Raw genomic sequence first — 11,776 nt, forward strand, 5'->3', positions numbered from 1 at the left:
GTTTAATGAAAAAAAGTACCTAAGTAAGAGTCTAGTATATAAGATTAACATCTATAGAAGATTGGGCAAAACTCCCTATTATAGGAGTTTGACCTGGATGCAGAGGGGTTGATTTTTAGTTAACTTCTTTTGGAAAGCAAAAACGGTATCCACGGCGACGTACGGTTTCAATGGTAGTGATACCGAGAGGTTTGTCCATTTTTTGGCGAATTTGGTTGATAGCAACTTCGATAACGTTTGGTGTTACCAGTTCAGGCTCTTCCCAGATTGCATCAAGAAGCTGCTCTTTGGAAACGATTTGATCACGATGACGCGCAAGGTGGGTCAATACTTCAAACGGTTTACCTTTGAGCTCAATCTCTTTTTCTTTGTAAATGATTTTTTCTTCTTCAGGGTTGATCGTCAAATCATCGATTTCGATGATATTGCTGCCGCCGAAACGTAAACGCGCTTCGATACGAGCTACAAGAACATCAAAGTCAAACGGTTTACGGATATAGTCATCTGCACCCGCACGAAGTGCTTCGATTTCGCTAGCATTGTCATCACGTGCTGATAGGACGACAACGACTGTTTTAGGAGTGTTGGTTTTGATATCAGGGATGATATCGACGCTGTTCCCGTCAGGGAGCATCCAATCCATCAAAATGAGATCGTAGTTACGGATGTCGAGATAATACTCACCGTCTTTTAATGTCTCTACGACGTCGCTTTGATAACCGAACTCTTTTAGCCCTTCTGCTAGGGTTTTGTTTAATGTTACTTCATCTTCAATGATTAAAATGCGCATTTACGTTCCTCGGAGCGAAATTTTGGCGAAATTGTAGCATAGTTTTAGAAAATTTTAAACTTTTTTTCAATTTTTTTTAAAAAATGAAATTTTTTTGAACACCGACGGTGCAATTTGGGAGGATATTCGGTTTGCTTATAGTGAGGCCTAGCGTATCAATTAGGGGGAAGTTTTGTTTCAATGAAGCTGCTAGAAATTCAAGAGCCTCTTCTATCAGATAAAACTGCTCGGTGCGTAGGAGTGTTTGAATATGGTTGGCGACATCGGCATAATTAATAAAGTGTTTTTCACTGTAAAGGTAATCGATAAGACAATGAATACGGACCGTTTGCGGGGTAAGCCGCTCTTGAGGAAGTATCCCGAGGATCGTTTCAAAATGCAAATCCTCGATAATGATTTTCATGCGACCCGTTTCTCTTCCCCTTGAAATAATCGGATGAAGTTAGGGATGTGTTTATAAAATAAAATAAATGCGATAAACACTACCGGAGCATGAAACATCGCAGGATTGAGAAGAAAAGATGCGACAACCAACGCGAGGAGCCCGAGCATAGAAGAGAGGGATGAGATACGGATTGTCTTAGCAGAAACAGCCCATACCACCAAAGCAATAGCCGTTGGTATCGGAAGCATTACCGCCATAACACCCATTCCTGTTGCCACCCCTTTTCCCCCTTCAAACCACATATACGGGCTGAAGCAGTGACCGATAACAGCGAGTACGGCTACCATCCATTGAACACTCTCGTCCATACCGAACTGTTTGGCGGCTAAGACAACAGCAATCCCTTTAAGAGCGTCGAGAGCGAGGGTTGCGGCTCCAAGTTTTTTAGCGAGTGCAGGGTTGGTCTCCTTGACCACGCGCAGTACATTGGTTGCACCGATACTTCCGGAACCCGATTCTTTGACGTTAACTCCGGCAAAGAATTTAGCGAGGAGCAGACCAAAAGGGATACCTCCTAGAAGATAGGCCGCGAGATAAAAGTGTACGTTTTGATTAAATAAAAAATCCATCGAAAAGCCTTGAGTAAGTATTTTATTGCCGTATTATAAATCACGGATGGTTACAACTGCCTAAAAAAGTGCTGAAGGAAATTCACGCTTCAAGAAGAGGGTAGTATGAGTTGGCTATAATAACTCTTATCAGCATGACAAGGATTATGGGTTTGAATACCGAAGAATTAAAACAAAAAATTATTGATCTTAAAAGCCGTCTCAGCGTTACGGTTGTGGCGCACTTTTATCAGCGCGATGAAGTGTTTGAGATGGGAGATATCACGGGCGACTCGCTCGAACTGGCTAAGCGCACCATGGCGGACGATAAAGCATTTGTCGTGTTTTGCGGTGTCGGATTTATGGGGCAGAGCGTCAAAATTCTCAGTCCGCATAAGCGGGTTGTAATGCCGAAGATCGCCTGCTGTGCGATGGCAAAGATGATTGACGGGCTTTATTATGACGAATCGATTGCAAAGCTTGACGCAGCAGGAATCAAAAGCGAAGATATTCTCCCGATCACCTATATCAATTCTGATGCCGCCGTCAAAGCGCGTGTCGGAAAAATGGGGGGGATGGTCTGCACCAGCTCCAATGCGAAAACGATTATCACCAAAGCACTCGCCGAGGGGAAAAAGATCCTTTTCGTCCCTGATCGCTGTTTGGGACAAAATATCGCCAATATGATGGGATTGAAGTCGTGTGTACTCGGTGATGGCAGTGATCCCAAAGAGGCCGATATCATCTGTTACGACGGCTTTTGCTCGGTCCATCAGCTTTTCAGTGTTGAGGATATCGAGTTTTACCGTGCCAAATATCCGGGGATTTTGATCGCTGTCCATCCCGAGTGCGATCCCACTGTGTGCGAAAAGGCCGATTTCGTCGGATCGACATCGCAGCTCATCAAGTACATTACGGAACTTCCGGCGGATCAAAAAGTAGCGGTAGGGACGGAGTTTAACATGGTTAATCGCCTCCGTCCGTCTAACACCTATATCCTCTCCTCCACCAAGCCCGAATGTCCGACGATGAACGAGACGACATTGGAAGATTTGTACAATACTCTCAAAGCGATTGAGGACGGTGAACCGATCAATGAGATTTTTGTCGATGAAGATACGGCGTATTGGGCGAAAATCGCGTTAGAGAGAATGATGGCGTTATGATCGTTTCAAGAGTCACAATTAGTGAATAAAGCAGTAATTAACCATATCAGAAAGTTTACGACATTTGAGTGGTTAGTATTTATCAAAGTTTTAGAAAATCAAACAGAAGAAGAATTAAAAAAAATCGAACCGAATAGTATTGAATTGTATAATCTTCAAAACTTTAATTGGTATGTAATTTTAGCAGATTTGGCTTTGCGACTTGCGGAGTATGAGCGTACAAAAGTTAATTTTAAGCAATTGCCGACTCCAGACGATTATAGAAAATATATCTCACTATATCTCAATAGTAGTGATAATGAAAGTAATTTTACTAAAGATTTAAATTATTCTTTAAATTTGGCACTTTCAAAATATGGTTATGAACAAATGAAGCGTTATGCACCTCCAGTGAATGATTTAGGAAGACTAATCAAGCTTTATGGTGGTATTGAGAGTGTTTTTCAAGAGAAATTTGGATTATTACCAAAACAAGCTGTTTACTTTTATACTCTGAATAATGCAAAACATGAGATTTATGAACCTTTTGATTTTAAAAATATGCTCAGATTACTTCAGGGGTATGATTCGACTATAACTGAGAATAGATTGCAAACTTTTTTGAACATTTTTTCAATTACTATTAAAGATTATCGGTTGTCAGCTAAAAATGAAGGTATTACAAAAACAACTGTTAAATCAAAACGATTGATTGAAAAATATCCAATTATATGCTTAGATAAAAATTATTTATACTTTATTCCATCGATTCATGTATTATTGGAATCTTTAAGTCACAAAATTTTTGAAAAGTTAAAAGAATTACAAAAAAATTCAGATGCATTTCAAAGAAAATTCGGAGATGTATTTGAAGATTACATACGTGCATTAACACAATTCTCACATAAAGAACATTTTTATGAATGTAATCAGTTGATACAAGAAGATCATCAAAAAAAAGCTGAATTTTATCTTGTAAAAGATGACATAGCTATTATCGTGGAAGCTAAGCTATTGCATATAGATGAACAAATTATTCTCAATGGAAGTAGTGTTGACTTAGAGAGAAAATTCAAAAATACAATTAGAACAGCAGTCGAGCAAATTCAATCATGTTTTGAAAAGATTGATAAGGGACATCAGTATGGATTGATTGTAATTCATACACATATTCCATTATTAGAAACATATACCAAACAATTTGAAGGACGAAAAGGTTTCGATTTTCTCAATAATATAAAAATTATTTCCATAATAGATTATGAGATTTTAATTCATAATGAAATCGAAAGTATTTTTGATTATCTAAAGCAGGATGACGAGAATAAGCAGCAAATTGCATTATCTTTTGAACAAAGAAATCCTTTTTGTGAACAGAGTGTTTTAGATTTGGTTGATGAATTAAGCGATAAAACCCCCGATATGCTACAATAAGATAAAAGTTTTGAAAGGGTGTTTTAATGAACGAAAAAGAGCTGATTTTACAAAAACTCACCCTTTTAAAACCCGAAATAATGCAAAGGTATCATATTACGTCACTTGCCCTTTTCGGTTCATTCGCCCGTGGTGAACAAACACTAGAGAGTGATGTGGATTTACTCGTCGATTTCTCAGATACCCCTGATTTGCTCCGATTTATTGAACTCGAAGAGAAGATCAAAGCGGTATTGGAACGAAATGTTGATTTGGTGCCTCGTAGAAAACTCAGAGCCGAATTGTTTGAGCAGATAGAGAATGAGAAAATAGCGGTATGAAACGCAATTATGTCCTTTATATCGATGATATATTGCGCAGTATCGATAAATGTGAACGATTCGTCGAGGGGTATGAATTCAAGGCATTTAAAGAAGATGATAAAACAGTCAGTGCATGTGTCCGCGAAATCGAAGTAATCGGTGAAGCGGCAAAACAGATACCAGATGAGATAACAAAGCAGTATCTCAATATTCCGTGGTCGTTAATGGCGAAAATGAGAGACAAGATGATCCATTGGTATTTTGAGATAGACGAAGAGATCGTATGGAAAGTAATCCAAGAGCAGTTCTCGACTTTAAAATTGGATATTGAAAAAATGAAGCAAGAGATTCTTTAGCCGATTTTGTTTATTAGAAGTAGTACAATATTTCATTAAGCAATCAACGTAAACGCAATGACAGTCACGAGCAACGACAGGTTTTCCTCGTTCGTTTTGAATCTCTTTATGCGTTTTGGGATATAATTTACTCAATTACAAAGAGGAGGGATCAGATGGTAGATATTGAAGCACTCAAGCATGAAATTGTTGAATGTCTTAAGCCTCTTGATCCTGATAAGATTATCTTGTTTGGTTCTTATGCCTATGGCACTCCTACGGAAGATAGTGACATCGATCTGTTTTTGGTCAAAGATGATCTGAACATAGAAGATGGCAGAGATTATAATTTAAAAGCAAGAAAACAACTGCGATCCATCATCATGAATCATCATACCAACGGTATAGATATTCTATCCGCTCCATCGAGTTTTATCAATGCCCGTGAAGATTATTTTTATAAAGTAGACATCCTGCAAAATGGAAAAGTGTTGTATGAACGAAACGTCAGCTAAAGAGTGGTTAACAAAGGCTTGGCATCACTTAAGCACGGCTAATTTACTGTATGAACTAAACCATTACAGTGATATTGTTGCCATTGAAATTCATTATTCTGCTGAGATAACATTAAAATCGATACTAGCATTTGAAAATAGTAAAATAGTAAAAATTCACGATTTGATAGAAATATACAAGCTTATAAAACATCGATTAACTCTACCTGAATGTGATCTCTCTTTTTTAGACATTATAAGTGAATACCATATCCGTGAATCGTATCCCTCACCCCATAGAAGACTACCCTCAAAGGAAGAAATCAAATCTATGTTAGAGTTCACAAATAGCTTATTTGCAGAGGTTTGTAGTGTTTTGAACGTCTCTATCGAAGAGATCAAAGTTCTGTAAAAAAAGTGAAAAGGTAACTGTATGATCGAACAATTTATCCGTGAAGTATTAGCCGAAGATGTCGGGCGTGGGGATCTGTATGCGCGGGTTTCTGCTTCCGTTCCTGCGAGTGCGAAAATTATTGCCAAAAGTGACGGGGTATTTGCGGGCGGAGAGTATTTGAGGGTCCTTGCGGATATGGAAGAGTTTATGATCGTTTGGCACAAACATGACGGTGACGTATTTGCCAAAGGAGAAATTCTTCTCGAACTCAGCGGTGATTCTCATACTCTCCTTCGTATCGAGCGGACATTGCTTAATATGCTGCTGCATGCCAGCTCCATTGCGACATTGACCCGTCAATACGTTGATCTCATAGCACCGTACGGTACGAAACTCCTTGATACTCGAAAAACCCGCCCGTTGCTCCGCAATTTTGAAAAATACGCGACCCGTATCGGCGGGGCGACGAATCACCGGATGGGGTTGGACGATGCTCTGATGCTCAAAGATACCCACCTCAAAACGATTGCTAATTTAGAGAGTTTTATGGAAGAGGCGCGTAAAAAGATTCCGTTTACCTCGAAAATCGAGATTGAAGCGGAAGATTTCGAGATGGCTAAAAAAGCGATGAAAGCGGGAGCGGATATTGTGATGTGTGACAATATGACACCTCTACAGCTCCGCGAAGTAGTGGAATACAAATGGAAACACCACAGCAGCATATTACTCGAAGCAAGCGGTAATATTACGTTAGAAACCATTGAAGAGTACGCCAAAACGGGAGTAGATGCGATCAGCACAGGCTCATTAATACATCAAGCTTCATGGATTGATATGTCGATGAAAATGGATTAATCTGTGGCTGACGATACGGAAAAAACGGAGGAACCCACCTCCAAGAAACTTGAAGATGCCCGAGAAGAGGGGAACGTTGCCAAAAGTCAGGATATTATCGGAGTCGTTGTTCTTTTGGTTTCTATATTGGCACTTTTGATGTTATTTACCTTTATTGCCGATCGTATGCTTAATCTTGCCCGGTACTATTTTTCCCTTTTAGGTACACCGCTAGATCGTCAAGCGATGATGAATATTGCGTTTGTCACTTTTAAAGAGACGCTGATTATGGCATTGCCTGTTGCAATAATCGTAGCGATTGCCGGAGTAGCGGGAACAGTGGCGCAGATTGGATTTAATTTTACAACGAAGCCTCTGATACCCAATTTCTCCAAACTTGATCCGATCGCGGGATTGGGTAATCTTTTTACCTTTCAAAAAGCGCTTGAATCGATTAAAATTACCCTTAAATCCTTTACGGCATTGGGGATAGGATTTCTCTTTTTCTGGCATTATATGCAAGAGCTTCCTACTGTAGCCCTTTTTAGTCTCGAAGATCAGATGGGATGGTTGCGGGATAAAGCCATTGTTCTTGCTGTGGTGATGCTTATTATTATCTCCGTCTATGCCATGGTCGATTTATTTCTGACCCGTAAACAATATTTTGACAAACTTAAGATGTCAAAACAAGAGATCAAAGACGAATTTAAAAATATGGAAGGGGATCCACATATAAAGGCGAAAATTCGTCAGATTCAGATGCAGGCAGCCCGCAAACGGATGATGTCTTCTGTTCCGAGCGCCGATGTGGTCATTACTAATCCTACCCATTACGCCGTAGCAATAAAGTACGACGAGACCAAACACTTTGCTCCTGTCGTGGTTGCCAAAGGGGTGGACAATATTGCCATCCAAATCAAAAAGATTGCCCGCGAAAACGGTGTTCATGTGGTTCAAAATCCTCCATTGGCACGTTCCCTGTATGCTGAGGTGGATATCGATCACCCGATTCCCGATATGATGTTTGCTGCTGTTGCTGAAGTTCTTGCGTATGTGTATAAAATGGGTAAAAAAACAAAATAGACCGTAATAACTACGTAATCCAATTACGTAGTTGCTTTTTGCACAATTTTTTCCTATAATTCGTTATATCCTACAAAACATAACGAAAGTGTCGCCTGTTTTCAAGAATATTAGTTGCAGCTCAGATGTTTGAATATCGTTATATCATAAAAGAAATAAAGGAAAAATGGATGAAAGTAAAATATACTCTAGGGTTAAGTGTCATAGCTATTTTGAGTTTAGCTGAAGCAGCCATGGCGGCAGATGATTTAGCAAGTGCGTTTAAAGAGGGGAATGTAACCGGAGAACTTCGAGCATACTATATCAATAAAGCGTATACCGGAGATGAATACTGGCGCGACGGATTGGCAGTAGGGGGAAAACTCGGATTTATAACGGCGCCGGTATCGGGTATATCGGCGGGGGCATTATTGTACTCAACCAACAAAGTAGATAGTATAAGTCCAATTACCAAGAAAAATGACAAAACGCTTTTTAATTCAAATGATAAAGGATATACCTACTTAGGTGAAATGTATATCAATTATCAAAAAAACAATACGGTATTTAAAATCGGACGTCAGCGACTGGATACTCCCTTGATCGGATCGGATGATGCTTCACGGATGTTACCGAATCTTTTTGAAGCAGCTGTCCTTACGAATACGGATATATCCGATACAAAAATTATCCTTGGACAGGTTACACGTATTGCCTACGGGACAGCGTCCAATGCTTTTGGTCCCTACGCGTATAATCTTGATATGCCGACCAGCAGCACGAATCCCTATCCAGGGGCAAAATTGGGGACACAAGCCCTTGCATACGGATACGGAGCAATTTACGATCCTACCAAAAGAAGTAACGGATATCATGGGATGACTGCGCAAGTAAATTATCAAAATGGCGATTTTCAGTCTATGTCAGGAGGCGCATTTGGAGGTAATGTCTCTCAAGAGGGGGTAACGATGGCGTCCGTCGTTTATGAAGGAGTCCCTCATACCAAACTACAGCTTTGGGACTATTATCTTCAAGATTTATTTAACACGATGTACGCACAGGGCGATTATTCTTGGAAATGTTTATTAAACCCTGCGGTTAAAATGACAGCTTCGGCGCAATATATGCAACAAAACGGTGTCGGTAGTAAAGAAATAGGGACGATTGATTCCAAGTATTATGGCTTTCAACTTCAATCTCTTTACAAAGATATTATTTTCAAGGCAGCTTATTCGGGTACAGGTTCGAATTTGAATGCGATTAATAATGGGGGTGTTATTGCACCATGGGGAGGTATGAACTCTTTTACATATACCCAATCAACACGGGATCAATATTTTGCCGATACAAAATCCTACAAACTTTTGACAGGCTATGACTTCAAAAATTTAACCGGCTATGATTTTGAAGCAAGTGTTTCTCATGCACGATATATGATCGGAACTGAAAATGATTACGTTCCCGGTACTACATGGAACGCAAAAGAGACAGATTTAGATATTAAGTATAATGTTGAAAGTGTGAAAAATTTACAAGTATGGTTGCGTTCTAACTATCAACGAAATTTTGCTCCCGCCACAGCAACTACCAATACCGTAAATAATAATGAATACCGTCTTGAAGTAAATTATAAATTTTAAAGAAATAGCTTTGCCGAATTAATGATTCGGTGAAGTTACAATAAATAGCAGAGTAATGAAAAATAATTTGATAAAATTTTGATAAAAACGTCGGGGCTATACGGCTAAATCAGGGATTTTACACACAGATAGCGCACAATCTATAACTATAATAAAAAATAATAAACTAGGAAATGATTTTTTTTTATTATGTTTATTTATATGCTATAACATAAAACAATGGATTGACTTGTTAACCGTAATTAAGCTAGCATTCGCTCGATTTCATAAGCAAATTTAATAGGGCTAAGGTGAAAAATTGAAAAATTTCTTTGGTATTAAATCGTTAACAGGCACGAGCCTCCGTCAAATAACTTCTTTGGCACACAACATGAAATCTGAAGCGCGACGAAATGTCAGCAACCGGTTTTTAGAGGGCAAAACTATCCCTCTTGCAATTAGATCTTTCAGTCCTGTTGTCCATATTGATGTTATGTCTGCCATCATAAAGTCCGGAGGTTATCCTCTATTACTGCCACAGTACTCTTTTGATGCATCCGTCCATCCGCAAGATTTTGCGCATACCTTATCCAATCATCATCAGCTGATTATAATGTCAGATTTTGGCGAAGAAGATATCAAGATTTTCACCGAAAATTCGACGGCTTCCGTTATGTGTTCCGCTTCGAAAGAGTGTAATCCTATCCCTGTCCTCAGTCAATTCATGTCAATGATAGAAACAGGTGGGACGGATGAATCTTTTGTCGTTTCTTACATTGGAAACGAAGAAGCAACATTGCGAAGTTGGGTATCACTTGCAACGATTCTTGGATTTACCCTCCGCTTGGATATGCACCATCTGAGCGATCAAACGCTTTCTATGGTAGCTGCTGCTAACAGTGCACAACCAAAAGCGAATATTGTGTTAACGGAAACACTGTATGAACTCGTTAAAGAGAGTAATTATATTGTTATCGGCGATACACGCCATCCGGATTTTATCCACAATAAAAATTTGTGGCATATTAATGCAAGTGTCATGAAGGATACCAAAGAAGGGGCTGTCATTATTTATTCATTGACTACGCTGCTTAAAAAATTTGTTGATGTTGATGTTTTATCCAAGAACGTCTTTCCTCGTATTGATGCATCCGTAAATCAGGAATATCTGGTTCGCAGCCTTCTTCTTCAGCTTGATAGCTAAATTAAAATCATAAAGACGTAATTAAGGATTTCGAAATGACAACAAATAAAACGATTCTGAAGTTTAACGGATCACTATTGCTTGTGGGTGCCCTATTAGTAGGGTGCGGCTCCAATGAAGTTAAACAAACAGACAAAAAACCCGCAACGGTAAGCGTTGTTGAAATTAAGCCCGAAAGTGTTCCTGTTGATACGAGTTATGCGGCTACCGCTGAAGCTATCCGACATACGCAGATTCGAGCTAGAATCGATGGATACCTTTTAAAACAGGAATACAAAGACGGAGCCATTGTGAAAAAAGGGCAAACGCTGATTCAAATTGATTCGGCACCCTACAAATTAGCTCTCGACAACGCTCAGGCAAAACAGCAAGCGATTCAAGCACAATATACGAACGCCAAAGAAAATTTTGACCGTATAGCCCCTTTGTACGAAAGTAAAGCAGCGACGAAACAAGAATATGATACGGCAGTAGCAGTATTACGAACATTAAAAGCGAATCTATCAGCTGCGAATGCAGAAGTGGATCAGGCAAAACTGAATTTGAGTTATTGCAAAATCACTGCACCGTTTGATGGGGTTGCTGATAAAATTTTGCAATACGAAGGAAGTTATATTATTCCGGCACAAAACGGTTTATTGACTACTCTTTCCCAAATCAATCCAATTCGTATGAATTTTGAGATGAGTCAATCCGACTACGAGGCAATTTTATCAAATTCCGGAACGCAGGACCTAATCGGTCAGCCGGTAAAAGTAATTTTTACCGATGGGAAAAATTATGAAAGTGTTGGAAAAATTGATTATATTGCACCGACAATTAACCAAACGACCGGAACACGTACTGCACGTATTATTGTCGATAACAAAGACGGGAAGCTTTCTCCGGGACAATATGTACATGTTGAATTTGGAAATATCAATATGAAAAATGTCCTCTTGATTCCACAAAAGTCACTCATGCAAGGGGAACACGGCTATTTTGTCTATAAAGCGGTTAATAACGGATCAGCTGTTCAGCAGGCGGTAACACTTGGCAAATGGGTCGGTGATAAGGTAATTATCATCCAGGGGATTAAAGATGGAGATCTTGTTGTGAAAAGTGGCATCGAAAAAATTGGTAACGACGGCAAAATCGTAATCAAAAATTAAAAAGCATAACAAGGGAAAA

14 protein-coding genes are annotated in these 11,776 nt (G+C 39.3%); 11 read left to right on the plus strand and 3 right to left on the minus strand.

What is annotated here, in order from left to right:
• Nucleotides 1-115 precede the first annotated feature (115 nt).
• The 3 genes from hsrA to plsY all read right to left on the minus strand — a co-directional run bounded on the left by hsrA (nucleotide 116) and on the right by plsY (nucleotide 1,804).
• Nucleotides 116-790: a homeostatic response regulator transcription factor HsrA gene (gene hsrA / locus WC407_RS04465; protein ID WP_373021368.1), complete on the minus strand. Its 675-nt coding sequence runs from the start codon at nucleotides 788-790 to the stop codon at nucleotides 116-118.
• Nucleotides 791-866: 76 nt separating this feature from the next.
• The gene (locus WC407_RS04470; RefSeq protein WP_373021369.1) at nucleotides 867-1,193 is read right to left on the minus strand and encodes a dihydroneopterin aldolase; all 327 of its coding nucleotides are present in this window, start codon (nucleotides 1,191-1,193) and stop codon (nucleotides 867-869) included.
• Nucleotides 1,190-1,804 carry a glycerol-3-phosphate 1-O-acyltransferase PlsY gene (gene plsY / locus WC407_RS04475; protein ID WP_373021370.1) on the minus strand — a complete coding sequence of 205 codons (615 nt, stop codon included), beginning with the start codon at nucleotides 1,802-1,804 and terminating at the stop codon, nucleotides 1,190-1,192. Before plsY ends, WC407_RS04470 begins: the two co-directional genes overlap by 4 nt.
• Nucleotides 1,805-1,950: 146 nt before the next feature.
• Here plsY and nadA point away from each other — a divergent pair, with 146 nt between their 5' ends.
• From nadA to WC407_RS04530, 11 genes are all read left to right on the plus strand, one after another.
• Entirely contained in the window at nucleotides 1,951-2,949 is a 999-nt protein-coding gene (gene nadA / locus WC407_RS04480; protein WP_373021589.1) for a quinolinate synthase NadA, read from the plus strand.
• 21 nt (nucleotides 2,950-2,970) lie between these two features.
• Nucleotides 2,971-4,362 (plus strand): hypothetical protein, encoded by a 1,392-nt coding sequence (locus WC407_RS04485; RefSeq protein ID WP_373021371.1) that lies wholly within the window; start codon nucleotides 2,971-2,973, stop codon nucleotides 4,360-4,362.
• Nucleotides 4,363-4,388: 26 nt separating this feature from the next.
• Nucleotides 4,389-4,682, plus strand: coding sequence for a nucleotidyltransferase family protein (locus tag WC407_RS04490; protein WP_373021372.1), 294 nt, complete (start codon nucleotides 4,389-4,391; stop codon nucleotides 4,680-4,682).
• Nucleotides 4,679-5,020 carry a DUF86 domain-containing protein gene (locus WC407_RS04495; protein ID WP_373021373.1) on the plus strand — a complete coding sequence of 114 codons (342 nt, stop codon included), beginning with the start codon at nucleotides 4,679-4,681 and terminating at the stop codon, nucleotides 5,018-5,020. Before WC407_RS04490 ends, WC407_RS04495 begins: the two co-directional genes overlap by 4 nt.
• A 155-nt stretch (nucleotides 5,021-5,175) precedes the next feature.
• Nucleotides 5,176-5,514, plus strand: a complete 339-nt coding sequence (locus WC407_RS04500; RefSeq protein ID WP_373021374.1) for a nucleotidyltransferase domain-containing protein — start codon at nucleotides 5,176-5,178, stop codon at nucleotides 5,512-5,514.
• Nucleotides 5,495-5,905 (plus strand): HEPN domain-containing protein, encoded by a 411-nt coding sequence (locus WC407_RS04505; protein ID WP_373021375.1) that lies wholly within the window; start codon nucleotides 5,495-5,497, stop codon nucleotides 5,903-5,905. The genes WC407_RS04500 and WC407_RS04505 overlap by 20 nt, the downstream gene beginning before the upstream one ends.
• A gap of 21 nt (nucleotides 5,906-5,926) precedes the next feature.
• A complete protein-coding gene (gene nadC, locus WC407_RS04510; RefSeq protein ID WP_373021377.1) occupies nucleotides 5,927-6,742 on the plus strand; it encodes a carboxylating nicotinate-nucleotide diphosphorylase in 816 nt (271 codons plus the stop codon).
• A gap of 3 nt (nucleotides 6,743-6,745) precedes the next feature.
• Nucleotides 6,746-7,804, plus strand: coding sequence for a flagellar biosynthesis protein FlhB (flhB, locus tag WC407_RS04515; protein ID WP_373021378.1), 1,059 nt, complete (start codon nucleotides 6,746-6,748; stop codon nucleotides 7,802-7,804).
• Nucleotides 7,805-7,974: 170 nt separating this feature from the next.
• Nucleotides 7,975-9,423: an OprD family outer membrane porin gene (locus tag WC407_RS04520; RefSeq protein ID WP_373021379.1), complete on the plus strand. Its 1,449-nt coding sequence runs from the start codon at nucleotides 7,975-7,977 to the stop codon at nucleotides 9,421-9,423.
• 298 nt (nucleotides 9,424-9,721) lie between these two features.
• The gene (locus tag WC407_RS04525; protein ID WP_373021380.1) at nucleotides 9,722-10,606 is read left to right on the plus strand and encodes a hypothetical protein; all 885 of its coding nucleotides are present in this window, start codon (nucleotides 9,722-9,724) and stop codon (nucleotides 10,604-10,606) included.
• A 35-nt stretch (nucleotides 10,607-10,641) separates the two neighbouring features.
• Nucleotides 10,642-11,757 carry an efflux RND transporter periplasmic adaptor subunit gene (locus WC407_RS04530; protein ID WP_373021381.1) on the plus strand — a complete coding sequence of 372 codons (1,116 nt, stop codon included), beginning with the start codon at nucleotides 10,642-10,644 and terminating at the stop codon, nucleotides 11,755-11,757.
• The last annotated feature ends 19 nt before the right edge of the window (nucleotides 11,758-11,776 follow it).

The sequence above is a fragment of the Sulfuricurvum sp. genome (assembly GCF_041651515.1).
GTDB lineage: Bacteria > Campylobacterota > Campylobacteria > Campylobacterales > Sulfurimonadaceae > Sulfuricurvum.